The organism is Nonomuraea sp. NPDC051298 (assembly GCF_055586305.1).
On sequence record NZ_JBVJIM010000051.1, the window covers coordinates 1 to 23,753 of the forward strand.

Here is a 23,753-nt window from a genome sequence, read left to right on the forward strand (position 1 = left end):
TCTGGCTCAACGACAACACCGGCCAGCCGATCAAGCGATCCCTGATCGCCTACGACCACTAACCGTAGCCATCCCCCTTGGCATCAATCATCTAGTCCAGGGCGGCGCGGGCGCGGTGCTCGCACTCCCGCAGGGTGAGCCCCGCCAGCGCCTCCCGTACCGCGGGCACGCAGACCGCGGCCATCGACAGGCTCGTCACCCCCAGCCCGGCCAGCAGCGGCGCCATCAGCGGGTCGCCGGCCGCCTCGCCGCACACCCCGACCGGCTTGCCCGCCTCGCGGCCGGCCCGCGCGCACAGGGCGATCAGCTCCAGCAGGGCGGGCTGGCGCGGGTCGAGCAGGTCGGCCAGGGCGGGGTGCTGGCGGTCGGCGGCGAAGGTGTACTGGGCCAGGTCGTTCGTCCCGATGCTGAGGAAGTCGACCTCGCGCAGCAGCCGGTCCGCGCGCAGGGCGGCGGCCGGGACCTCGACCATCACGCCCACCCGGGCGATGCCCCTGGCCCGCGCCCGCCGGGCGAAGTCGCCCGCCTCCGCCGCGGTGGTGACCATGGGCGCCATCACCCACGGCCGGGCGGCCGTCCGCCGCGCCGCCTCGGCGATCGCGTCGAGCTGCGTGTCGAGGACGCCGGGCAGCACCCGGTCCACGCGCACCCCCCGCACGCCCAGGGCGGGGTTGTCCTCCGCGGGCAGGCCCAGGAACGGCAGCGGCTTGTCGGTGCCCGCGTCGAGCGTGCGCACGACCACGTGCTCCGCCTGCCCGAACACCTCCGCGTACGCGCTCACCTGCTCCTCGTACGACGGCGCCTGCCTGCGGTCGAGGAACAGGAACTCCGTCCTGAACAGGCCCACCCCCTCCGCGCCCGGCCGCAGGTCGGCGGCCGAGCCGATGTTGAGCAGCAGCTTGACCGGATGCCCGTCGGCGGTCCTGCCCGGCCCCCGCAGCGCCGCGAGCCTGGCCGCGCGGGCCCGCTCGGCCGCGGCCACCTCGGCCGCCTGGCTCTCGGTGAGCCCGACCGCGACCTCGCCGGTGCCGCCGTCGACGCCGATCACCGTTCCGTCGCCGAGACCCATGACGCCGGGACAGGCCACCACGGCGGGCAGGCCCCTGGCGCGGGCCAGGATCGCGGTGTGGCTGGTGGGGCCGCCGCGCTCGGTGACCAGGGCCAGCACGTCGGGGCCCAGGCCCACGGTGTCGGCGGGGGAGAGGTCACCGGCGACCAGCACGTACGGGTGGCCGGGCGTGGGCAGACCGGGCATCGGCAGGCCGAGCGCGTACGCCACCGCCCGGTGCCTGAGGTCGTCGAGGTCGGCGGCCCGCTCGGCGAGGTAGCCGCCGAGCGCCGCCAGGGTGTCGCGGTGCCGGGTGAAGGCCGTGTCGAGGGCGTGGGCGGCGTCCGTGCCGTCGCGGGCCAGGGCTTCGGCCTCCTCCAGCAGCACGGGATCCTCGGCGATCATGGCGAGGGCCTCGAGGATCTCGGCGGCCGGCCCGTCGGTCGCGGCGGCGCGCCGGTTGAGGTCGGCGGCCACCGCCTCCAGGGACTTGGCGACCTCGGCCGCCTCGGCCGCGGGGTCGGTGACGGCGCGGGGCCGCGGCAGCGTGGGCGGGCCCGCCATCCGGACCAGCGGCCCGGCGGCCCGCCCCAGGCTCACACCCAGCCCGGTGAGCGCTCCCGCGGCGCCCGTCCAGGGGCCGCCCTCGGAGTGCCCGCCGCCCGCGTTCGCGGACGCGCCGACCGAGCCGCCGGAGAGGGAGTCGGGCTGCGCGCCGACCGAGCCGCCGGAGAGGGACGCGGGGTGTGCGCCGGTCGGCGGGGGAGTGGGTTCAGGCATCGAGGGCCTCTTCCGCGTCGAGGTCGCGCGCCAGCAGCGCCGCCAGCGCGTCGAGCGCCTCGTCCGCGCCGGGCCCGTCGGCCTCCAGGGTGACCTCCGTCCCCTGGACGACCCCCAGGGACAGCACGCCCAGCATGCTCTTGGCCGGTACGGCCCGCTCCCCGGCGCGGATCGTCACCGCCACCCCCGTCTTGACCGCCGCCCGCACGAACAGTTTGGCGGGACGGGCGTGCAGGCCGCTGGCCGAGGCCACGACCACGGTTCGCTGTGCCATGGCAGACTCCTAGGGCTCGATCGTGACCTTGATGGCCGCGCCCCGGCTGACCAGGTCGATGCCGTCCAGCACCCGTGGCAGCGGCAGCCGGTGGGTGATCAGGTCCGACACCACCACCGCCCCCTCGGCCACCAGCCGCAGCGCCTGCGCGTTGTCGGCCGGGCTGGAGCCGTTCGCGCCGACGATGCTCAGCTCCCGATAGTGCACCAGGTTGGAGTCGAGCGCGATGACCGGGTCGTCCTTGGGCAGGCCGCCGAAGAAGCTGACGCGCCCCTGCCTGGCGGCCATCCGCACGGCCTGCTCCTGCGCCGCGCCCGAGGCCGCCGCCGTGATCACCACGTCGGCGCCCCGGCCGCCGGTGAGCTTCAGCACCTGCTCGACGGGGTCCGCGTCGATGGCCGCGTCGGGACGCACCAGCTCCGCGGCCATCGCCAGGCGGGCCGCGTTGACGTCCACGAGGAACACCCGGGCCGCCCCACGCGCCCGCGCGAGGCGTACGTGCAGGCAGCCGATCGGGCCCGCGCCCATCACCACGACGTCGTCGCCGGGCCCCACGCGGGCCAGCGTCTGGCCGTTGAGCACGCACGCCAGCGGCTCGGCCACCGACGCCTCCGCGAACCCGACGCCGTCGGGGATGGCGTTGACGCCGTCCACGGCGATCACCTTCGCCGGGACGATCAGGTACTCGGCGAAGCCGCCGTCGTAGTGGTAGCCCATCGACTCCTGGTTCGGGCACACCGTACGCCGCCCGCGCAGGCACTCGCCGCACGTGCCGCACGGGATGGCGGCGATCACCTGCACGCGTGCCCCGGTGCCGACGACCTCCCCGGCGATCTCGTGGCCCATCACCCGTGGCGGCACGATGTGGTGGTGCCCGTGCTTGAAGATCTTGGCGTCGGTGCCGCACGTCGAGCAGTTCCGTACGCGGATCTTCAGTTCACCGGGACCGGCGACCGGCTCGGGCGCCTCCTCGATCCTGATGTCGCCGGGCGCGTGGAATCGCGCGACCTTCATGTCAGCTCCTTCATCACCTGGGAGACCTCGGTGGCCTCACGCAATGCCTTGGCGCGGTCGGGGTCGAGCAGGATCTCGGCCAGCGCCGCCAGCAGCGGCACGTGCCCGTCGCCCTTGGCCGCGATGCCGACGCAGAGCGTGACCCGATCGCCGTCCCAGTCGACGCCGCCGGGGAAGCGCACCACGCAGATGGCGTCGCGCTCGATCGTCCCCTTGGCGGCGGCGGTGCCGTGCGGGATGGCCACGCCCTCGCCGACGTAGGTGGAGATCGTCCGTTCGCGTTCGAGCATCGCCTCGACGTACGACTCGGCGACCGCGCCCACCTCGACCAGCGCCCGCCCGCACCGGCGGATGGCCGCCGTGCGGTCGGGGGCGCTCTCGTGCAGCAGCACGGCTCGCGGGTCGAGCAGGTCGTCACGCATCGACCGTGCCGCCGTTCTTGATCGTGTTCACCAGCCGGGTCACCGCCGGGTCGCCGAGGAAGATCTGGAACGACACCAGCACCTTCCCCGGCGCGGCGGCCCTGGCGCGCGCGGCCAGGCCCGCGTGGCACACCACCACGTCGGCGTCGCCGGGGATCGAGTTGACCGGGGTGTGCTCCACCGTGACGCCGGTGTCCTTGAGCTGCTTCTTGAGCTGGGACGCGAGCATCACGCTGCTGCCCATGCCCGCGTCGCAGGCCACGATGATCTTGTGGATGTCCTTGCTGTCGATGCCGGCCATGGTCAGATCTCCTTGCTGGCGGTTCGGGTGACGGTCTCAGGGGCGGACTCCGGAGCGGGCCCGGCGGCGGATTCTGCGGCGGGGGCGGACTCGTCGGAGCCGGACGCCCCCGCGTCCTCGGCCTTCTCGCCTCGCCCGAAGCCGAGCAGGAGCGCGGCCACGGCGAACGTGACGCCCGTCGCCACGAGGATGCCCAGGCTGGAGCCGAGCCATCCGCCCCTCGGGGTGACCGCGATGTAGGCGAAGATGCTGCCCGGCGACGGGGTGGCGACCAGCCCGGCCCCCGTCACCATGAACGTGAACACCCCGGCCGCGCCGCCCGCGATGACGGCCAGGATGAGGCGGGGCTTCATGAGGACGTACGGGAAGTAGATCTCGTGGATCCCGCCGAAGAAGTGGATGATCATCGCGGCGGGCGTGCTCGGCCGCATCGCCCGCGGCCCGAACAGCAGGTACGCCAGCAGCAGCCCGAGCCCGGGACCCGGGTTCGACTCCAGCATGAACAGGATCGACTTGCCCGTCTCGGCGGCCTCCGCCACGCCCAGCGGGCTCAGGACGCCGTGGTTGATGGCGTTGTTGAGGAACAGCACCTTGGCCGGCTCGATCAGCAGCGAGGCGATCGGCAGCAGATTGTTGACGATCAGCCACTCGACCGCGTTGCCCGCGCCCGTGGTGACCGCCTGCACGATCGGGCCGATGCCCAGCATGCCGACCACGGCCATCGCGCCGCCCACGATACCGGCGGAGAAGTTGTCCACCAGCATCTCGAACCCGGCTTTGGTGCGCTCCTCCGTGAACTTGTCCACATATTTCAGGATCAAGGCGGTGAGCGGGCCGATGATCATCGCGCCGAGGAACATCGGGGCCTCCGTGCCGACCACGACGCCCATCACCGCCACGGCGCCCACGACCGCGCCGCGCTGCCCGTGCACCATCCGGCCGCCGGTGTAGGCGATGAGGACGGGCAGCAGGGTCGAGATGATCGGGCCGACCATCTTCGCGAGCGTCTCGTTGGGCAGCCAGCCCGTCGGGATGAAGAGCGCGGTGATCAAGCCCCAGGCGATGAACGCGCCGATGTTCGGCATGATCATGCCGGCCAGATGGCCACCGATACGCTGGATGGTGGCCCTGACCCCGGTTCCGGTGACCGGGGGAGTGTAGGTGTCGGCCATGGGACGTGCTCCTTCTGGGGGGTGAGCGTGAGCAGTCGCTTGCGGGCGGCTCGGGCAGGGAATCGACGGCGGGTGACGGGTTCCTGGACTGGTTGCGAGGGCTGGGCTCGGGACGGGTTGCGGGAGGCTACGCGAGGGTCGCGGGGACGGCGGTGGACAGAGGGCGGTCGGGGTCGGGCGGCTGGACGGTGACCGCCCCGGAGTCGATGTGGGCCGGGCCCGGCATGCGGCTGCCCGGCTGGCCCACCGCGGCGGCGCCCCAGGCCAGCGCGAGCGCCAGCGCGTGCGGCCCGTGCCCGCCCGCGGCCAGGAAGCCGGCCAGCATGGCGTCCCCGGCGCCCACCGAGCTGCGGGGTTCGGTCACGGGCGCCTCGCCGTACCAGATGCCGCCCTCCTCGACGAGCACCGCGCCGTCGGCGCCCAGGCTGGCCAGCACCGTACGCGCCCCGGCGGCCCGCAACTCGCCCGCCGCCACGGCCACGTCGCCCAGGCGGCGGATCGTCATTCCGGTGGCCGCCGACAGCTCCTCCAGGTTCGGCTTGACCAGGGCGGGTGAGGCGCCGAGCGCGCGGGACAGCGCCGGGCCGCTGGTGTCGACGGCCACGTGGATCCCGGCTTCGGCGAACCTCCGGCACAGGCGGGCGTAGACGTCGGCGGGCACCTCGGGCGGCAGGCTGCCGGAGGCCACCACCCAGTCCGCACCCTGGCCGTCGGAGTGCGCGGCGGCCAGCACGGCCTCGGCGATCGTGTCGAGTTCGGCGGGTGACAGGGCGGTGCCCGGTTCGTTGACCTTGGTGATGGTGCCGTCGGGCTCGGCGAGCGTGACGTTCGACCGGGTCGGGCCCGCGACCGGCACCGTCACCATGTCCAGCCCCTCGGCGGCCAGCAGGCGGACGAGCTGCCTGCCCTCGTCCCCGCCGTACGGGACCACCGCCCGGCTCGCCACCGCGTTGGCCAGCAGGGCGCGCGAGACGTTGACCCCCTTGCCGCCGGGGTCGAGGCGGGCGGTGGCGGCGCGGATGACGGTGCCCCGGTCGAGGGAGGCGATCTCGATCGTGCGGTCGAGGCTGGGGTTCAGGGTCAGGGTGAGGATCACGCCCTGATCACCTCCGGGCCGGCCGCCGCCAGGTCCGCGGCGAGCGTCGTGTCGAGCCCGGTGTCGGTGATCACCACGTCGATCTCGCCCAGCTCCGCGAACGTGGACAGGTACGTGTTGCCGAACTTCGTGTGGTCGGCCAGCAGCACGCTGCGCTGCGCGGCCTTGACCATGGCCCGCTTGATCGCCGCCTCGGCCGGGTCGGGGGTGGTCAGTCCCCGGGTCGGCGAGCAGCCGTTGGTGGCCATGAACGCCACGTCCACGTTCAGGTAGGACAGCGGGCGCAGCGCCCAGTCGTCCACGGTGGCCAGCGTCTTGCCGCGCACCCGGCCGCCCAGCATGATCACGTGCAGGTTGGCGCGCGCGGCCAGGGCGGTGGCCAGCGGCGGGGAGTTGACCACGACCGTCAGCTCCCGGTCGGCGGGCAGTACCGGCACCAGGCGGCCCGTGGTGGTGCCCGCGTCGATGATCACGGACCCGTCCTCGGGCAGCTCGGCCAGCGCCGCCTTGGCGATGCGTTCCTTCTCGGCCGTCATCACCTCGTCGCGGGTGGCCAGCGCGGGCTCGAACCCCAGCCGCTCGACGGGGATGGCGCCCCCGTGCACGCGGCGCAGCACGCCCGCCCGCTCCAGCGACGTCAGGTCGCGGCGGATCGTCTCGGTGGTCACGTCGAGCTCGGCGGACAGCGTCACCACGTCGACGCGGCCCGCGGCCCGCGCCCTCCGCAGGATCTCCTGCTGCCGCTCCTCGGCGTACATGATGTTGGTTCACCGCCGTTTCTGGTTGGTTTCTTCTGTGTTTATACCTGCTTTCGTTGGGAGGTCAAGAGTGTGGGGCCGGAATCTGGTAGTTATAGCCGGGTGCGAATGAAGCCTCTGGCCCCCCTGTTCCTCACCGGCTCGCTCGTCGCCGGCGCGTTCGCGGCCCCCGCCCAGGCGGCCCAGTCCGCCCAGGGCGCCCAGTCCGCCCAGGGTGCTCGGCCCGCCCGCTCCGTCCAGGCGAAGCCGCCGGTGGTCCCCGCCGGGACGACGGCGGCGTGGGTGGTGTTCGACCGGCAGGCGGGCAAGATCGTCGCGACGCGGAACGCGCACAGGAAATACCGCTCGGCCTCGGTCGTCAAGATCCTCATCGCGATCGACTACCTCGAGGGGCGCAAGAGCGTGCCCGCCGCCGACGCCGCGCTGCTGAAGGTCATGCTGCGCTCCAGCGACGACGACGCCGCCTCCACTCTGTGGAACCGGCTGGGCAAGGGGCAGATCATCGTCCGGCAGGCCCGTAAGCTGGGCCTGTCCGACACCACGCCGCCGCCCGCGGCCAAGCCGGGGTTCTGGGGCTACACCTCGCTCAGCGCGTACGACATCGTGCGCACCTACCGCTACCTGCTCGACCGGGCCGACGCCCGCGTACGTGACACCATCCTCGGCCACCTCAGGCGCGCCACGCCGTGCGGCACCGACGGCTTCGACCAGACCTTCGGCATCCCCGACGGGGTGCCCAGGCCGTGGGCGGTCAAGCAGGGCTGGTCGGGGTTCGGCACGACGCCGCCGGTCAGGTGCGGCGGCGACGCCAGAGCCGCCGCGGCGCCGATCTCGTGGATCGCCCAGCGGGCCTCGGGCTCGGGCGTGCCCGACTACGGCCGGCCGGTGCTGCACACGACGGGCCTGGCAGGAAAGGGCGACCGCTACGTCATGGCGCTGCTCACCGCCCACCCGGCCGGTGGCACGTGGAACACCTCGGTCAAGCGCGTCACCACGCTGACCCGCGACCTCTACCGCAGCGTCACGGGCTGACAGCCCGCCCGCCCGCCTACCGGACGAACGCGAACATCGGCTCCCGCGCCACCAGCGGCACGGGCGGCCCGGTGTAGCGGTGCACCCCGATGCCGTAACCCGTGCCCTCGCCCTCGACGCCCACCCGCTCGAACCCGCCGTCCTCGAACCAGGCGCAGATCCGCGGCACCAGGTCGGGCTCGGTGCGGCCCCTGGTCCAGATCACCATCGCCTCGGGGGCGCACAATTGGGGCAGCGTGGCGATCGTGCGGCGGATGTCGCCGTCGGTGATGTTCCCGAACACCCCGCAGACCAGCACGAGGTCGGCGGGCACCGCTCCGGCGTACGCCTGCGGCAGCGCCGCGTCCCCGCACACCACCTCGGCCCCCTCGGGGGCGGCGGCCCTGGCGGTGGCCGCGTTGCGCTCGTCAAGCTCGACGAGCAGCGCCCGCACCCGGCCGCGCCCGGGATGGGCGGCCAGCACGGGCAGCAGGTCGCGCCCCTGCCCGGCGCACAGGCTCACCACCCGCGAGGCCCCCTCGTCGAGGGCCGCCGCGACCCACCTCCGCACCGCGTGCAGCCGCTGCTCCAGGGACGAGCCCGGCTGATCGTAGTAGTCGTGCCACCGGACCCAGTCGCGCTCTGTCATGATCGTTGATCCTCGTCGAGGACGGCGGGTCCGGCAAGTGCCCCGATCAGGGGCCGGCGGTCCGGGCGGCGGCCTGTTCCTGCTCCAGGCGGACCTTCTTCGGCACGCACATCCGCCACGCCTCCAGCACCAGCTCCCGCATCTCCCCGGCGTCGAGGGCGGACACCCGCGCCACCACCCAGTTGAAGCGCAGGTCCGACTCTCCCGGCAGGAGGAACTTCTCCGGCTCGGCCGCCACCAGGGCGGCGCGTTCCTCCTTGGGGAAGCCGAAGCCCATCAGCGTCTCGTCCCGCGAGAACGCCACGTAGACGATCTTGCCCACGCGGAACTTCACGCGGTCGCGGATGAGGTGCTCCGAGGAGCGCGGGAGCGTGCGCGCGAACCGCCGTACGTCGTCGACCGTGACCACGCGGCCACGTTACCGCTCAGCGGTTGGCCTCGGCGGCCGAGATGTCGGCGAGGGCGGAGTTCGGGTCGCGTTCGAGTGCCAGGTCGCCCAGGCTCACGACGCCGACCGCGCGGCCGTCCTCGACCACCGGCAGGCGGCGTACGGCGTGCGTACGCATGAGCCTGACGGCCTGCTCGATGCTCGTGTCCGGGCCGATGGCCTCGACGGACGGGCTGCACGCCTCGCGTACCGGGGTGTCCGGGCCCCGCTCGTCGGCGACCACGCGCACGGTGATGTCGCGATCGGTGACGATGCCCTTCAGGCGGCCGTTGTCGTTGACGATGATGGCCCCGGTGTCGTGGTCGCGCATGAGCGTGGCCGCGACGGACACCGGGTCGTCGGCCTCGACCGTCGCCGGGTGGGACGTCATCACATCTGCCACGGTCTTCGCCATGGGATCCTCCTGAGGGTCGGTCCAGCCGACCTCTACCCGGGCGGATCCGCGTGTCACGGACTTTCTCGGTTATCTGCCTGTGGCGGGCGTGTCCGGCCCGTGCGCCGCGTGTGCCTCGACCGGCGCCGGCCGGCCGTCCCGGCTGGAACGCCCCGGCCGGAGCGTTCCAGCCGCCAGCCGGATCTCGTCCAGCAGCAGCGTCAGGTCCGCCTCGGTCGTGTCCGGGTGCAGGAAGCAGGCCCGCAGCGCCGCCCGCCCGCCCAGCCGGGTGCCGGTGAGGAAGGCGTTGCCACGGGCCTGGACGGCGGCGGGAAGGGCCAGGTTGAGCCGGTCGAGCCCGTCCTCGTCGCGGATGGCCGGGGTGAGCCCGTCGGCGTCAGCGGCGGCCAGGCTGGGCGCGTCGGCGCGCGGGACGTGCCGGAAGGCCGTGATCGAGGTGGTGACGGGGGCGAGCAGCTCGAAGTCGGGTGCCTCCTCGACCAGGGCGGCGAGCGTACGGGCCAGCCCCGCCGTGTGGTTCACCAGGCGCGCGACCCCCGAGCGGCCCAGGTGCGACAGCGTCGCCCAGGTCTTCAGCGCGCGGAACGGGCGGGTCTGCTCCGGCCCGTACTCGGCGAACCAGCCCAGCTCGCCCGCGTTGTCGTCGACCAGGTACGACGGCACCAGGCTGAACGCCGCCCGCGCGGCGCCCGGGTCGCGCAGCAGCGCGCAACCGCAGCCCACCGGCACCCCGAGCCACTTGTGCGGGTCGAGGGCCAGCGAGTCGGCCCGTTCCATCCCCAGGAAGCGCGCGGCCGCCCCGTCGGCCAGGACGCCCAGCGCGCCGTAGGCCCCGTCCACGTGGAACCAGAGCCCGTGCTCGGCGGCCACGTCGGCGATCTCGTCCAGCGGGTCGACCGCGCCGGAGTTCACGGTGCCCGCGCTGCCCGCCACGCAGAACGGCCGCAGCCCGGCCGCGCGGTCCTCGACGATCATGGCGCGGAGCGCGGCCACGTCCATCCGGTACGCCGCGTCCACCGGCACCGTACGCACGTGTCGCGCCCCGAGGCCCAGGAGCTGGGCGGCCTTGTGCAGGCAGCTATGTCCCTCCTCGGTGACGTACAGGACCATGCCAGGACGCCCCGACAGCCCCTCCTCGCGGGCGTCCCAGCCGTCGGCGAGCGCGGCCCGCTGGCGGGCGGCGGCCAGGCAGATGATCGTGGCCATGGACGCGCCGCTGGTCAGCAGCCCGCCGCCGGGCGGGTGCGGGAAGCCGACGAGCCCGGCCAGCCAGCGCACCACCGCGCGCTCCAGGTGCGGTCCCGCGTGGTCGCCGCCCGCGCAGCTCGGGTCCAGCGCGGCGGCCAGCGGCTCGACCAGCACTCCGGCGGGGTTCGGGGGCGAGTTCACCCAGCCGAAGAAGCGCGGGTGACCGTTGCCCATCGGGTAGGGCAGGACGTGCGCCCGCGCGTCCTCCAGCAGTTCGTCGAGCCCGCGCCCGTGCTCGGGGAGGTCCTGGCCGCTCAGCCAGGACCGTTCGCCGCCGGGCACCGGCCGCCACACCGGCCCGGCGGCGACGCCGTCGAGATGGTCGGCCACGATCGTGGCGGCCTTCGCTCCGGCCCGGCGCAGCTCATCCATCGGCCGATCCCCCCTGTGGTTCGTGGTGCCCGGCTCCGCCCAGCTCCATGGCCAGGTAGTAGACGCAGTCGGTGGCGCCGTCGTTGGCGAAGGCGTGGCGGCAGTCGCCCGGGTAGTACGCCGAGTCGCCCGCCGCCAGCGCGTACGGCCTGCCGTCGATCGTCAGCCGCAGGCCGCCGCGCTCGACCGCGAGGTACTCCCGCGAGCCAGGCGCGTGCGGCGCGAACTCGCCCGCGTCCACGCCCGGCCCGATGGTCGTGCGCATGAACTCGAACTCCACCTCGCCCAGCACCGGCGACAGCACCCGCCGCTCCCAGCCGGACGGGTCGCGCAGCACCCGCTGGTCGGCGTGGCGCAGCACCCGCATCGCACTGTGCGCGGGCTCGTCCAGCAGCCGGGAGATCGACGTGCCCAGGGCCGTGGCGAGCCGGTCGAGCACCAGCACCGTCGGGGTCTTGGCGCCCCGTTCGACCTCGGAGACCATGCTCCTGCTGATGCCGCTCAGCTCGGCCAGCCGCTCGATGGACAGCCCGCGCGCCCGCCGCTCCCCGCGCACGCGCCGCCCCAGCTCGGCCATGGACAGCCCGCTGGAGAGAACCCCTTCGCCTGACATTCCTCCACTATAGCGGTGATGTGTCCGCTTTAGTGGATTTCGCCGCCTCGTACGCGGCCAGCACCTGCTTGCGGCGCTTGGCCGGCAGGCGGTCGATGTAGAGCTGCCCGTCGAGGTGGTCGGTCTCGTGCTGCAGGCAGCGGGCCAGCAGGCCGGTGCCCTCGACGGTGACGGGCTCGCCGCCGGTGCCGAACCCGCGCACCGTGGCGCGGTCGGGGCGGGGGAGCGGGGCGTACTGGCCGGGGACCGACAGGCAGCCCTCGTCGTCGGCGTCGAGCCGCCGCTCGCCGAGGCCGGGCAGCTCCAGCTCGGGGTTGACGACGACGCCCTTGTGCCGTTCCCCGTCGGCGTCGGGGCAGTCATAGACGAACACGCGCAGCGGCACGCCGATCTGGTTGGCGGCCAGGCCCACGCCCTCGGCCGCGTACATGCTCGCGAACATGTCCTCCACCAGCGCGGCCAGCTCGCCGTCGAACCGGGTGACCGGCTCGCACGGGTGGTGCAGCACCGGGTCACCCACGTGCACGATCGGCCGGACCTCTCCCACGACCAACGCCCCTCCTGATTGCGAACGATTCGCAACAAGTTTACGAGCGGCCGGCGGCGGCTCGGTAGCGTCTCGTATGTCGATACGTTATTTCTTGAATAATGAGATGGCGTTAGAGTGGCCGTCACGTTCACAGAACCGGGAAGAACGAGGGAGTTCGCCGATGGACGCCGTGTACACGCATGGCCACCACGAGTCCGTGCTGCGCTCGCACCGCTGGCGCACCGCCGGCAACTCGGCCGCGTACCTGCTGCCCCACCTCGAGTCGCACATGAAGGTCCTCGACGTGGGCAGCGGGCCGGGCACGATCACCGCCGACCTGGCGGCGCTCGTCCCCGACGGGCAGGTGACGGCGTCCGAGGTGAGCGCGCGGGCGCTCGACCTGGCCAGGACCGAGACCACGGCCAGAGGGCTGACGAACGTGGACTTCGCCGTGGCCGACGCGCACGCGCTCGGTTTCCCCGACGACACGTTCTGCGTGGTGCACGCCCACCAGGTGCTGCAGCACGTGGGCGACCCTGTACGGGCGCTGCGAGAGATGGGCCGGGTGGCCAGACCCGGCGGCCTCGTGGCGGCCCGCGACAGCGACTACTCCGCCTTCGCCTGGTACCCGCGGCTGCCCGCGCTGGACGAGTGGATGGCGCTCTACCAGAAGATCGCCCGGGGCAACGGGGGCGAGCCGGACGCGGGGCGGCGGCTGCTGTCGTGGGCCCGCGCCGCCGGGTTCGACGACATCACCGCCACCTCGTCCACCTGGTGCTTCGCCACGCCCGAGGACCGGGCGTGGTGGGGCGGGATGTGGGCGGAGCGGATCCTGCGCTCGTCGATGGCCGAGCAGGCACTGGCCATCGGCGCGGCCACGGAGTCCGACCTGCGGCGCGTCTCGGAGGGGTGGCTGGAGTGGGCCGCCGACCCGGACGGCTGGATCTCACTCCTGCACGGCGAGATCATCTGCCGCGTCACCACCTGACCGGGCGCACCTGAGGGGCACCTGACCGGGGGGACTGTCGGGGGCACTGTCGGGAGGCACTGTTGGGGGGCACTGCCGGGGGGCTCAGGAGGGCGGGTGGCTCAGAGGCCGAGGGTGCGGGCGCGCTGCCACTGCGGGTCGCGGTAGAGGACCATGTCCGTGCCGATCATCTCGTCGGGCGCCGACAGCATGGTGATCTCGCCCGCGGCCTGCAACTGCAGCAGCAGGTCGCGCACCCTGGGCCCGACCGGCAGGCGGCCCGTGGGCAGCCCCAGCCCGTTGCGCACCGTGTCGGCGATCTCCGACAGGTGGAACGGGCCGTCGAACCCCGCCACCACCCCGCGCACGACGGTCATCGTGATGAGATGCTCGGCCTCGGCGTGCGCGAGCTGCCAGGTGATCTGCTCGCGCCGCCGCCCGGTGCCCGCGCAGCCCGTGCAGTCACGCGTCAGGCCGGGCGCCGCCTCCTCCGCGGCCGTGCCGAGGCACGCCGAGCACATCCCGTTCTCGGCGGCGTGCAGCTCGGCGGTCATCCGGCCGCCCAGCAGGACCCCGCAGTCACAGGCGAACGCGTCACCGAGGATGCCGGTCTGGGGGAAGATCGCATGCTTGGTCACCGGGCCGACTCTACCGGCGCCGACGCCACCTCCGCCCGGCAACCCCGGACGGAGTCCCTGCTCGTCGGCGCTCACACCCGGCACGACCAGAGCGCCCGCCCCCGTACGCCCGCACCCGGCCGCCCCTGAACGCCCGCGCTGGCCGCCCCCGAGTGCCGCACCCGGCCGGACCCGATTACCCTCGGACGTCGGCCAGGCCGTGCAGGCGGCGCAGGGCCTTGCGGGCCGCGGCCGACACCCGTTCGTCCGGATGGTGGTCGATGAGCACCCGCAGCACCCGGCCCGTCCAGGGGTGGTCCCCGAACGCCAGGATCGCGATCGTGCCCGCCTGCTCCTCCGCGTCCATCCCCATGGCGATCGACTCGATCACCTCACCCGTCTCGCCCCCGAACTCCAGCAGCGCCGCCGCCATGTCCACCAGCACCCACGCGATCTCGTCCGGAGCGGGCTGCCGCTCCTCGCGACCGGTCCTGGCCGCGATCAGCGCGCCCAGCCTGGGCTCCTCCAGCAGCCGGGCCAGCGCCCGCCGCCCCTCCTCCCCGAGGTCCGACGTCAGCAGCTCCACCCCGACCGCCCTGCTCAGCGGGCTCACCGCGCCCAGCGCGGAGGCGAGCTGGGCCGCCGCCTCCGAGGCGTCCCTGTCCTTCAGCCATCCGGCCAGCTCCTCGCCGCGCTCGGACTCCGGGTAGGCCCGCAGCCCGTGCAGCAGCGTCGCCGCGTCGGCGTCCGCGAGCGAGCCCATGACCGGGACGTCCTGCCCCGTGGTCTCGGCGATGACCTGCCGCGCCGCCCACAACCCGAGCCAGCTCAGCGTGTACGGCTCCGCCTGCCGCACCAGCCCCAGCCCCGTCAGCGCGGCGGGCGCCCCGCCCTGGAGCGGCTCCCTGGACAGGAACATCCTGACCAGCTCGAGCAACAGCCCCTCGTCCTCGGCCAGCAGGGCCCGGCAGTGGTCCAACCAGGCGGCCAGCACCTCCGCGTCGTCGCCCTCCGGCTTCAGCTCCGCCGCCAGGGGAGCGGCGCGTACGGCCGCCGCGAGCGTGGCCTCGGCGGGCAGCCGGATCGGGGGCTGCAGGGGCAGTGTGTCGTCGGCGTAGGAGCTCACTAGCCCATCCTGTCGCCATATCTCCGTTAAAGTATCCGCAGACACCGAAAAGTCGGAAGAAAGGAGGCGCTGAGGTGATCGGTATCCGGCCGGGCGCGCGCCGCGCCCGAATCTTCTGCTTCTCGGAGGAACCATGCGTTTCCGTACCGCCGTCGAGGACGATCTAGACCGCCTGCTCGGCTGCGTCGTCGACGAGTCCGTCAGTTGGTCGCACCCCGAGCGGCTGCTGTCGTTCTTGGAGAGCGGCGACTACCGCTTCGCCCACATCTGGCTGGCCGAGGACGAGCCCACCGGCGAGATCCTGGCCCGCGCCGTCTGGTGGGGCTTCCCCGACGCCGACAGGCCGCTCGCGCTCGACTGCCTGTACGTCCACCCGTCCGTCGCCGACCCCGTGGGCCTGGCCGCCGAACTGCTGAACCGGGCCCACGCCGCCTACGGGCAGGCACCCGACTATCACGTCTTCCTGTCCAACGGCTGGCGCGACGACCCCAGGGCGAGCGCCGCCATCGCCTGGCGCTGGGCGGCCGCCGGACGCGCCGGGCTCACCGAGGAGCTCGAACGCCTCCGCTACGCCTGGACGGCGGGCGACGCCCCCGTGCCCGAGCCCTCCGACCGGCTGGTGTTCCTGGGGAACGACGACGACGAGGCGTTCGTCGCGGCCTTCCGCAGGGTGGCGGCCGGGACGCTGGACGCCCACACCCGCCGGGCCCTGGCCGCCACGGACCCGGAGACGCAGGCGCGGGAGGACGTCGGCGACTACAGGTCGATGCCCGGGGACCGGGCGTGGTGGCGGCTGGCGTACGACGCGGGCGGGGACCTCGTGGGCGTCGCCCTGCCGTCGGCCAACAACGGCGGGCCCGTCGTGGGCTACCTGGGGGTGGTGCCCGAGCGGCGCGGCCACGGGTACGTCGACGACCTGCTCGCGGAGATCACCCGCAGCCACGCCGCGCGCGGGGTGCAGCGGATCGTCGCGGACACGGACGCGGGCAACCTGCCCATGGCGCGGGCGTTCGAACGGGCCGGTTACCGCAACTTCGCCGTACGGATGGTGCTGTCGCCCAATGGCGTGAACGCGTGATGCGCGGCGCCCCGGCCGTCCCGCATCGTTGATCACATGACGTGGGACACAGAGAAACTCGACCTCGACGCCTACCTGTCCAGGATCGGGTACGACGGACCGCTCGCCCCTGGGGCCTCCCGGGGTGTGGCTTTCAGGGGGTGGGGCCGGGCGGTTCGTGGGCGAGGACCTTACGGGTCAGCTCCACCCGGCTGTTCACGCCCAGCTCGAGCCCTCCCGCTCACAGGTGCTCCTCGCGCACGCCGATCAGGAACTCCTCCACCCGCCCCCGCTCCGGCAGCTCCGGCAGGACGCTGGGCGCGGCGGTCAGTTCGGCCGAGAGCGCGGCCCGCCACCCCTGCACCTCGGCCCAGGGCACCTCCCCGCGCCGGATCGCCAGCAGGCGCTCCCGGTGGGCCCCCATCTCGACCAGCGGCTCCCCGTGCCGTACCAGGTGCAGGCCGCTGAGCAGCAGCCGCACCATGTGCATGGCCTGCTTCCAGCTGGGCCGCTCCGGGTCGAGACGGCGGAACTGGGCCTCGGCGTATCCGATGAACGACCGCTGCGCCCGTTCCGACAGGAACGCCTCCCGTAACTCCCGCAGCCGCCGCCCGGCCGGGTTGATCACCTCCACGATGGGCGACCAGAGGCACTCCAGGACGGTCGGGTTCGCGTCGAGTGCCAGGCGGCAGAAGCGCTCCACCTCCCACGAGAACTGCTCGGGCAGCGGCCCGTCCCGATGCGTGGCCGGTTTGTCCAGCCGCCAGAACGCCGAGGTGGGCGCCACGAACACGCCCCGCCGGTCGGTGTCGGAGCCGTCGGTGTCCAGCCCGTACGCCCTCGACCCCACCACCACGGAAAGGATCACGTCATCGCTCACCTGTCCTATCTTGCGCTATGAGGCCGGCGGCTGTTCTGATCGACAAGTGAGCGGTTTCAACGAGGTCTACCGGCGCAGCATCGAGGAGCCCGAGGCGTTCTGGGGCGAGGCGGCTCTCGGGATCGACTGGGACGTGCCGCCCGCCACCGTCCACGCGCGGGGCCGCTGGTTCCCCGACGGGCGGCTCAACACCTGCCACAACGCCCTCGACCGGCACGTCGCCCAGGGGCGCGGCGAGCAGGCGGCGCTGATCCACGACAGCCCGGTCACCGGCGTCGTGCGCGTCCACACCTACGCCGAGCTGCTGGAGCAGGTGGCCAGGACGGCGGGCATGCTGCGCGGCCTCGGCGTGACGGCCGGCGACACCGTGGTGATCTACATGCCCATGGTCCCCGAGGCGGTGGTCGCGATGCTGGCCTGCGCCCGGCTCGGGGCGGTGCACTCGGTGGTGTTCGGCGGGTTCGCGGCCGGGGAGCTGGCCGTGCGGATCGACCACGCCCGGCCCAAGGTGGTGCTGTCGGCGTCCTGCGGGATCGAGCCCACCCGGGTGGTGGCCTACAAGCCGCTGCTGGACGACGCGCTGGAGCAGGCCGCGCACCGGCCGGCCCACTGCGTGGTCCTCCAGCGGCCCCAGTGCGCGGCGGAGCTGATCCCGGGCCGCGACCTCGACTGGGCGGCGGCCGTACGCGCCGCGGAACCGGCCGGGTGCGTGAGCGTGGCCGCCACCGACCCGCTCTACATCCTCTACACCTCCGGCACGACCGGCTCGCCCAAGGGCGTCGTGCGCGACAACGGCGGGCACGCGGTGGCGCTGCACTGGAGCATGGCCCACGTGTACGGGGCCGCGCCCGGCGAGGTCTACTGGGCCGCCTCCGACGTGGGCTGGGTGGTCGGCCACTCCTACATCGTCTACGCGCCGCTGCTCGCGGGCTGCACGACCGTCCTGTACGAGGGCAAGCCCGTCGGCACCCCCGACCCCGGCGCGTTCTGGCGGGTGGTGTCCGAGCACGGCGTGCGTACGCTGTTCACCGCCCCGACCGCGATCCGCGCCATCAAAAAAGAGGACCCTTCCGGCAATTTCGCGAAAAAGTGGGACCTGTCCGGGTTGCGGCACCTCTTCCTCGCCGGTGAACGACTCGACCCCGACACCTACCACTGGGCCTCCGACCTGCTCGGCGTCCCCGTCATCGACCACTGGTGGCAGACCGAGACCGGCTGGCCGATCGCCGCCAACTGCGTCGGCATCGAAGCGCTGCCGCTCAAGCCCGGCTCGCCCACCAGGCCGGTGCCCGGCTGGGACGTGCGCGTCCTCGACGCCGACGGCCGCGACTGCCCGCCCGGCACCGAGGGCGCCGTCACCGTCAGGCTGCCGCTCCCGCCCGGCTCCCTGCCCACCCTCTACCGCGACGACGAGCGCTTCACCCGCTCCTACCTCGACCGCTACCCCGGCCACTACCTGACGGGCGACGGCGGCCACCTGGACGAAGACGGCTACCTCTACGTCATGGGCCGCATCGACGACGTGATCAACGTGGCCGGGCACCGGCTCTCGACCGGCTCGATGGAGGAGGTCATCGCCTCCCACCCCGACGTGGCCGAGTGCGCCGTGATCGGCGTGGCCGACGAGCTGAAGGGGCAGCTCCCGATGGGGTTCGTGGTGCTGAAGGCGGGCGCGGAGCGCGACGGGGACGAGGTGGAGCGGGAGCTGACCGCCCTCGTGCGCGAGCGCATCGGCCCGGTCGCGGCCTTCCGCCGCGCCGTGGTGGTGGCCCGGCTGCCGAAGACCCGCTCGGGCAAGATCCTGCGGGCCACGATGCGGGACATCGCCGACGGCAGGCCGTACGCGACTCCGTCCACGATCGAGGACCCGGCGGCGCTGCCGGAGATCGTACGGGCTGTGAAGGGAACATGACGGACGGGTAACGTTCAGATCGTCCTGGCGAAGGAGCGTGCGGAGATCGGGGCGTTCTGCGCATGATGGGACATCCCAGTCTCGGGAGGAGGCCATGATCGAAACCCCGAGCTACGCCGACGCCCTGAGGATCCTCGGATGCAAGGACGGCAGGCTCGTCAAGGTGATCGGGTTCGCCTCGGAGGCCGAGCGCACCGGCTGGGCGCTGGCCGGCGGCACCCGGCTCACCGCGAACCTGCGCGACATGCGCGACGGCATCGTCGCCTACGGCGAGGACGTCGTCCGCCGCATGCCCGAGCTGAAGAGCGGCGTCGACCGGTTCACCCGCACCCAGCGGCTGGCCGCGGCGCACGCCGCGATCGTCGTGTCGGCGTACTTCGAGGCGCTCGGCGAGGCGAAGCTGCCGTTCACGCTCGACCGGCTCGACCGCGGCGAGCGCATCTCCCACGGCGTGCCCACGGCCGAACGGTTCGCCCGGCTCGTGGCCGGGCTGCTGCTGGAGCGGCTGCCCACGCCCGAGCCGCACCTGCCCTACTCCGACACCCGCGCCGCCGTGGAACGTGCCTACCTGCGCATGTCGGAGGCCCTGGCCGGATACGTCGGCGGCCTGGCGCTCTGGGACGAGCTGTCCGTTGACGACCAGCTCCTGCTGCCCCGCCTGCTCGCCGAGGGGCCGCCCGCGCACGCGCTGCGCATCTACGACGAGGACTACCGGTCGCTCGCGCTCGACAGCCACGAGTTCGGGGTGCGCAGCCTCGTCACCGAACGCCCGCCGCCCGCCACGGCGCTGTCGCGGGTGGCGTGGCTGCTGGCCGAGCTGGCCCCGCCCCGGGTCGGCGACCGTCCCATGATCCACCAGGTCAGGATGGCCGCCAACGCGCTCGACCAGCCCCTGCTCGTGGCCGGCAAGCTGCCCGAGGACGTCTCGCTGCCGCTGCTCGGCGAGGGCTACCTGAGCCCGCGCTGCCGGGTGGCCGAGCTGGCCGTCGAGTCCTCGCCCGCCCTGCGCGACTGGTGGGCCCGCCAGCGGCTGCTGCCGGACGCCGAGGCGTTCCTCGCCGGGCACCTCACCTCGCTGCGCGCCACCCAGGCGCCCCTGCTCGTGCTCGGCGAGCCCGGCTCGGGCAAGACCAAGCTGACCGAGGTGCTGGCCGCCCGGCTGGCCAGGTCGGAGTTCCTGCCGATCAGGGTGGAGCTGCGCGGCGTACGGGCGCGCGCGGGCGTCACCGAGCAGATCGAGCAGGCCGTGGCCGAGGTGCTGGGGGAGCAGGTCGACTACGCCGACCTGGTGGCGGCGGCCGACGGCGCGCTGCCGGTGATCCTGCTGGACGGCTTCGACGAGCTGGTCCAGGGCAGCCTCAACCGCTACGACTACCTCGAACGCGTACGGGAGTTCCAGGCCAGGGAGGCCGGCCTCGGGCGGCCCGTCGCGGTCATCGTCACCAGCCGCACCGTCGTCGCCGACCGCGTACGCTTCCCCGAAGGGCTGCTGGCCGTGGAGCTCCAGCCGTTCGACGACGACCAGGTGCGCCAGTGGCTCGACATCTGGGACCAGGCCAACCGCGCCCTGCTCGCCCGGCGCGACCTCAGGCCGCTGCCCGCCGCGGCGGCGCTCGTCCACGGCGAGATGGCCAGGCAGCCGCTGCTCCTGCTGCTGCTCGCGCTCTACGACGCCGGCGGCAACGCGCTGCAGCACGACCACGGCAGGCTGGGCAGGGCCCGCCTGTACGAGGTCCTGCTGCGCGACTACACCGAACGCGAGACCGGCGGCGTGCGCCGGGTCGCGATCGACCAGGAACTCGTCCTGCTCGGCGCCGCCGCCCTGTCGATGCTGGCCCGCGGCAGCCAGGTCATCACCGACGAGCAGCTCGAACGCGACCTGCCCGCCCTGTGCCACGGCGGCGAGGAGGGCCCCGACGACGAGGACGAGCGCGTCGACTGGGCGCGCAAGGCCACCGAACGCTTCTTCTTCGTGAGCCGCAGGGGCCACGCGTTCCTGCACTCCACCTTCGGCGAGTTCCTGGTGGCCTGGCTGACCATGTACGCGCTGCGCGACCTCGACCGGCGCCGCCGCCTGGCCGGGGACGAGCCACTCGCCCTCGTCCAGGCCGTGGACGACGACCTGCTCTACGCGGTCACCTCGCACTCCTGCGTGGCCGAGCGCGGGCCCACCGTCGGGTTCATCCTGGAGCTGCTGGACGAGGTGCCCTCGGCGGTGCGGGCCCGCTGCGTGGAACTGCTGACCGGGCTGCTGCACCGCGCCCTGCACGAGCGGCCCCGCCGCCACTTCACCGGGTTCCGGCCGGTGCGCCACACCATGACCCGCCGCCTGGCCGCCTACTCGGCCAACCTCACCGTGCTCATCGTCACCGCCTCCGAGGAGCCCGTGCGGGTCTCGTCCATCCTGCCCGGCCCCGACCACCTGGAGCGCTGGTCCTCGCTCACCCACCTGTGGAAGGGACAGCTCGGCCAGGAGGGCTGGAACGGGCTGGTCACCGCCCTGTCCGCGCACCGGGTGATGGCGGACGGGCAGGAGGACGTCGTGCTCGGGGGCGGCACGGACCCCACCGGCATGGGCGACGTCGTGGTCGCGGTCGCCACCGGGCACGCGCCCCGCCACCGGCGCCTGCTCGACCTGCTGCTGCGGGCCCTGGGGGACGGGCGCGCGCTGCCGTACCGGGATCGGGTGGCCATCCTGGAGGAGCTGCTGCGCACGGTCGCCGTACGGTCGCCGGCCATGCACCGGGCGCTGGGCGCCATGTGGCACGAGGAGGGGGCCGACCGGGGCGAGCTGCGCCCGCTGCTGCACGCCATGCTCGTCGACCCCGCCGACCGGATGGAGACGTGGGAGCAGCTCGTCAAGGCGGGCATCCCCGAGACGGCCCTGTGGGAGATCCACCAGAGCGCGCTGATGCCCGGTGAGTGAGCGGCGGAGCGTGGGGCGGCGGGTCGCGGGGCGGGTTTCCCGGCGGAGGGTTCTCCGGTCTGACCTTTTCGGAGGCTGACACCTGGGCTCAAATCTACGTAATATCCCAATATCACGAGCGTTGGGGGCGCCAGGGTGCCAGGACAGAACGTGGGTGTGGTCGTCGACCCGGCGGTGCCGCCGGAGGTTGCCGGACTGTTGCGTGCCAACGCCTCGTTGTTGTCCAGGGTCAGGGCCGGATGGGTGCCGCCTCCGGTCGAGCCCGTGTCCCGCCCCCGCAGCCCCTCCACTGCCCTGCTGCTGGCCGCCACCCCCGTCGTGATCGCGCTCATGGCCGTCCTGCTGGCCACGCCGCCGCTGGCGCCCGCCGGGTTCGTCCTGCTCGGCACGTACGTCTTCATCGTCCTGGTCAAGATCGCCTCCATCAACGAGGTCCCCGACGACGTCCGCCCCAACGAACGCGGCGTGTACGAGCAGGCCCGCTGGTACGACGGCCGCTACCTGCTGCAGGAGGACTTCGACCACGAGGCCGCGCTCGTCCTGGCCAGGGCGCAGCGCGCGATCGGCTCGGTGCTGCGCTCCCACGTCAACGCCGAGGGCCTGCTCGACGACGCCCGCAACGCCGTCATGCTGCCCGTCCAGGAGTGGGAGATCGCCCGCCTGCTCGCCAAACTGTCGGCGCTGCGGCTGGAGCACCGCGAACTGCTGGCCAGAGGCATCGCCCCCGAGGTGGTCGCGGTGATCGAGCCGCTCGAACGGGCCCTGGTCAACAGCGAGGCCGCCGTGGTCGCCCGGGTGGAGGCGCTGGAACGTTACGCCGGCCACGTCGCCGAGGCCGAGCGCGCCTTCCACGCCCGCGGCCAGATCGAGGAACTGCGCGCCAGGCTGCCCCGCTACGAGGAACTGCTCGCCGAGTCGGGCGCCGACTCGCTGGCCGTGCCCGAGATCGAGCGGCTGACCGAGGATGCCGACCTCCTCGAACGCACCTTACGACGCAGCGTGGAGTCCGCCCATGAGGCGTTCCGCTACCTGGAGAGCTGACATTCGGACGGAAGGGCGCAGGGGAGGATCAGCGACGTGGCCGGACGTCCCGCGAGAGTGATCGTCGACCCTGACGTGCCCGCCGGCGTCGCCGCCCTCCTGCGGGACAACCGCAAACTCCTCCTGCGCGTGCCGGCGGGCTGGGTGCCCGAGCACAGGCACCGCGCGGCCCCGGTGATCGGCCGGATGGCCAGGCTGGCGGTCATCGTGACGGCCCTGGCCGCGGCGGTCTACGGGCTGGCGCTGTTCGTCGCCGAGCGTTACCCGCCCTTCGTGGTGATCATGACGGGGTCGGCCCTGCTGACCGTCGGCGTCCTGCTCAGGCCCAGGCCCGACGCCGAGGTGGAGCGGCGGCACGCGCTGGAGCGCGACGTCTACGAGGCCGCCGTCCGCAACGAGGGCCGCTACGTCCTGCGCGACCGGCTCGACGAGCCCGCCAGAAGCCTCATGGCCCGCGCGCAGACCGCCATCGACCAGGTCATGGGCTCCAGCGTGAACGCCGAGGGGCTGCTCGACGACGTACGCAACGGCGTGATGCTGCCCGCCCAGGAGTGGGAGATCGCCCGGCTGCTGGCCAAGCTGTCCGGGCTGCGCGCCGAGCACCAGGAGGTCGTCTCCGAGGGCGTCACGCCCGAGGTGGCCGCCGTGGCGTCGCCCCTGGCCCACGCGCTCGACAGCAGCCAGCGGGCGGTGCTGGCCCGCGTCGAGGCCCTGGAGCGCTACGCGGGCCACGTGGCCGACGCCGAGCGCGCCTTCAGGGCCAGGAACCAGATCGAACGCCTCAGCGCCAAGCTGCCCCGCTACGAGGAACTGCTCGCCGAGTCGGGCGCCGCCGGGTCGGCGATCCCCGAGCTGGGGCGTCTGTCCGACGACGCCGACCGGCTGGAGCAGGCGCTGCGCGACAGCGTCAGCTCGGCGCACGAGGCGTTCCGCTACCTGGCCCCAGGAAAACCCGGCGATCCCGGCGAGCCCGGCGAGCCCGGCGCGTAGGAGCCCGAGGCGGTCGGGGATTCGTGGCCGGCGGTCTCGAGGAGGAGGTCGCACAGGGCGTCGGCGGCGTCGATCCGGCCGAGTCGGGCGGCTGCCTGGCCCATGGTC

The 23,753-nt window shown here is 73.5% G+C and carries 24 protein-coding genes; 7 read left to right on the plus strand and 17 right to left on the minus strand.

Translation table 11 applies throughout. The features are described 5' to 3' along the window. Window positions 1-91: 91 nt before the first annotated feature. The 8 genes from ptsP to ACZ6S0_RS52200 all read right to left on the minus strand — a co-directional run bounded on the left by ptsP (window position 92) and on the right by ACZ6S0_RS52200 (window position 6,865). Window positions 92-1,828: a phosphoenolpyruvate--protein phosphotransferase gene (ptsP, locus tag ACZ6S0_RS52165; RefSeq protein ID WP_465928490.1), complete on the minus strand. Its 1,737-nt coding sequence runs from the start codon at window positions 1,826-1,828 to the stop codon at window positions 92-94. Next, complete coding sequence (locus ACZ6S0_RS52170; RefSeq protein WP_465928492.1) at window positions 1,821-2,102, minus strand: HPr family phosphocarrier protein; 282 nt, start codon at window positions 2,100-2,102, stop codon at window positions 1,821-1,823. Before ACZ6S0_RS52170 ends, ptsP begins: the two co-directional genes overlap by 8 nt. Window positions 2,103-2,111: 9 nt before the next feature. Continuing rightward, the gene (locus tag ACZ6S0_RS52175) at window positions 2,112-3,116 is read right to left on the minus strand and encodes a zinc-dependent dehydrogenase (protein WP_465928494.1); all 1,005 of its coding nucleotides are present in this window, start codon (window positions 3,114-3,116) and stop codon (window positions 2,112-2,114) included. Further along, window positions 3,113-3,538, minus strand: coding sequence for a PTS mannitol transporter subunit IIA (locus ACZ6S0_RS52180; protein ID WP_465928496.1), 426 nt, complete (start codon window positions 3,536-3,538; stop codon window positions 3,113-3,115). Before ACZ6S0_RS52180 ends, ACZ6S0_RS52175 begins: the two co-directional genes overlap by 4 nt. Continuing rightward, the gene (locus ACZ6S0_RS52185) at window positions 3,531-3,839 is read right to left on the minus strand and encodes a PTS sugar transporter subunit IIBC family protein (RefSeq protein ID WP_344875903.1); all 309 of its coding nucleotides are present in this window, start codon (window positions 3,837-3,839) and stop codon (window positions 3,531-3,533) included. The genes ACZ6S0_RS52180 and ACZ6S0_RS52185 overlap by 8 nt, the downstream gene beginning before the upstream one ends. A 2-nt stretch (window positions 3,840-3,841) precedes the next feature. After that, window positions 3,842-5,011 carry a mannitol-specific PTS transporter subunit IIC gene (gene mtlA / locus ACZ6S0_RS52190; protein ID WP_465928498.1) on the minus strand — a complete coding sequence of 390 codons (1,170 nt, stop codon included), beginning with the start codon at window positions 5,009-5,011 and terminating at the stop codon, window positions 3,842-3,844. A gap of 127 nt (window positions 5,012-5,138) precedes the next feature. Then, window positions 5,139-6,107: a 1-phosphofructokinase gene (pfkB, locus tag ACZ6S0_RS52195; RefSeq protein WP_465928500.1), complete on the minus strand. Its 969-nt coding sequence runs from the start codon at window positions 6,105-6,107 to the stop codon at window positions 5,139-5,141. Further along, entirely contained in the window at window positions 6,104-6,865 is a 762-nt protein-coding gene (locus tag ACZ6S0_RS52200) for a DeoR/GlpR family DNA-binding transcription regulator (RefSeq protein ID WP_465928502.1), read from the minus strand. Before ACZ6S0_RS52200 ends, pfkB begins: the two co-directional genes overlap by 4 nt. Window positions 6,866-6,973: 108 nt before the next feature. On the opposite strand from ACZ6S0_RS52200, the gene ACZ6S0_RS52205 reads away from it, so the two are divergent. Next, window positions 6,974-7,897 (plus strand): D-alanyl-D-alanine carboxypeptidase family protein, encoded by a 924-nt coding sequence (locus ACZ6S0_RS52205; RefSeq protein WP_465928504.1) that lies wholly within the window; start codon window positions 6,974-6,976, stop codon window positions 7,895-7,897. Window positions 7,898-7,913: 16 nt separating this feature from the next. Here the strand turns inward: ACZ6S0_RS52205 and ACZ6S0_RS52210 are convergent, their stop codons facing one another. The 6 genes from ACZ6S0_RS52210 to def all read right to left on the minus strand — a co-directional run bounded on the left by ACZ6S0_RS52210 (window position 7,914) and on the right by def (window position 12,147). Next, entirely contained in the window at window positions 7,914-8,525 is a 612-nt protein-coding gene (locus ACZ6S0_RS52210; RefSeq protein WP_465928506.1) for an SAM-dependent methyltransferase, read from the minus strand. Window positions 8,526-8,571: 46 nt separating this feature from the next. Further along, window positions 8,572-8,934, minus strand: a complete 363-nt coding sequence (locus ACZ6S0_RS52215; protein ID WP_465928508.1) for an MmcQ/YjbR family DNA-binding protein — start codon at window positions 8,932-8,934, stop codon at window positions 8,572-8,574. A 16-nt stretch (window positions 8,935-8,950) separates the two neighbouring features. Continuing rightward, entirely contained in the window at window positions 8,951-9,367 is a 417-nt protein-coding gene (locus ACZ6S0_RS52220) for a CBS domain-containing protein (protein ID WP_465928510.1), read from the minus strand. A gap of 69 nt (window positions 9,368-9,436) precedes the next feature. After that, window positions 9,437-10,987 carry a pyridoxal phosphate-dependent decarboxylase family protein gene (locus ACZ6S0_RS52225; RefSeq protein ID WP_465928512.1) on the minus strand — a complete coding sequence of 517 codons (1,551 nt, stop codon included), beginning with the start codon at window positions 10,985-10,987 and terminating at the stop codon, window positions 9,437-9,439. After that, window positions 10,980-11,600 (minus strand): helix-turn-helix domain-containing protein, encoded by a 621-nt coding sequence (locus ACZ6S0_RS52230; RefSeq protein ID WP_465928514.1) that lies wholly within the window; start codon window positions 11,598-11,600, stop codon window positions 10,980-10,982. Before ACZ6S0_RS52230 ends, ACZ6S0_RS52225 begins: the two co-directional genes overlap by 8 nt. A gap of 7 nt (window positions 11,601-11,607) precedes the next feature. Further along, window positions 11,608-12,147, minus strand: coding sequence for a peptide deformylase (gene def / locus ACZ6S0_RS52235; protein WP_465928534.1), 540 nt, complete (start codon window positions 12,145-12,147; stop codon window positions 11,608-11,610). Between the two features lie 163 nt (window positions 12,148-12,310). Here def and ACZ6S0_RS52240 point away from each other — a divergent pair, with 163 nt between their 5' ends. After that, entirely contained in the window at window positions 12,311-13,117 is an 807-nt protein-coding gene (locus ACZ6S0_RS52240; RefSeq protein WP_465928516.1) for a methyltransferase domain-containing protein, read from the plus strand. 101 nt (window positions 13,118-13,218) lie between these two features. Here ACZ6S0_RS52240 and ACZ6S0_RS52245 read toward each other — a convergent pair whose 3' ends face one another. Beyond that, on the minus strand, window positions 13,219-13,734 hold the full coding sequence (locus tag ACZ6S0_RS52245) for a hypothetical protein (RefSeq protein ID WP_465928518.1): 516 nt from the start codon (window positions 13,732-13,734) through the stop codon (window positions 13,219-13,221). A 175-nt stretch (window positions 13,735-13,909) separates the two neighbouring features. Beyond that, window positions 13,910-14,839: a hypothetical protein gene (locus ACZ6S0_RS52250; RefSeq protein WP_465928520.1), complete on the minus strand. Its 930-nt coding sequence runs from the start codon at window positions 14,837-14,839 to the stop codon at window positions 13,910-13,912. A 133-nt stretch (window positions 14,840-14,972) separates the two neighbouring features. Here ACZ6S0_RS52250 and ACZ6S0_RS52255 point away from each other — a divergent pair, with 133 nt between their 5' ends. Further along, window positions 14,973-15,917, plus strand: coding sequence for a GNAT family N-acetyltransferase (locus ACZ6S0_RS52255; RefSeq protein ID WP_465928522.1), 945 nt, complete (start codon window positions 14,973-14,975; stop codon window positions 15,915-15,917). 220 nt (window positions 15,918-16,137) lie between these two features. On the opposite strand, the gene ACZ6S0_RS52260 is transcribed toward ACZ6S0_RS52255, so the two are convergent. Then, window positions 16,138-16,776, minus strand: coding sequence for a nucleotidyltransferase domain-containing protein (locus ACZ6S0_RS52260; RefSeq protein ID WP_465928524.1), 639 nt, complete (start codon window positions 16,774-16,776; stop codon window positions 16,138-16,140). A gap of 46 nt (window positions 16,777-16,822) precedes the next feature. Here ACZ6S0_RS52260 and ACZ6S0_RS52265 point away from each other — a divergent pair, with 46 nt between their 5' ends. From ACZ6S0_RS52265 to ACZ6S0_RS52280, 4 genes are all read left to right on the plus strand, one after another. After that, window positions 16,823-18,688, plus strand: a complete 1,866-nt coding sequence (locus ACZ6S0_RS52265) for a propionyl-CoA synthetase (RefSeq protein ID WP_465928526.1) — start codon at window positions 16,823-16,825, stop codon at window positions 18,686-18,688. A 94-nt stretch (window positions 18,689-18,782) separates the two neighbouring features. Beyond that, a complete protein-coding gene (locus tag ACZ6S0_RS52270) occupies window positions 18,783-21,614 on the plus strand; it encodes an NACHT domain-containing protein (RefSeq protein WP_465928528.1) in 2,832 nt (943 codons plus the stop codon). A 150-nt stretch (window positions 21,615-21,764) separates the two neighbouring features. Then, the gene (locus tag ACZ6S0_RS52275; protein WP_465928530.1) at window positions 21,765-22,655 is read left to right on the plus strand and encodes a hypothetical protein; all 891 of its coding nucleotides are present in this window, start codon (window positions 21,765-21,767) and stop codon (window positions 22,653-22,655) included. Between the two features lie 36 nt (window positions 22,656-22,691). Beyond that, complete coding sequence (locus tag ACZ6S0_RS52280; protein WP_465928532.1) at window positions 22,692-23,645, plus strand: hypothetical protein; 954 nt, start codon at window positions 22,692-22,694, stop codon at window positions 23,643-23,645. Window positions 23,646-23,753 lie beyond the last annotated feature (108 nt).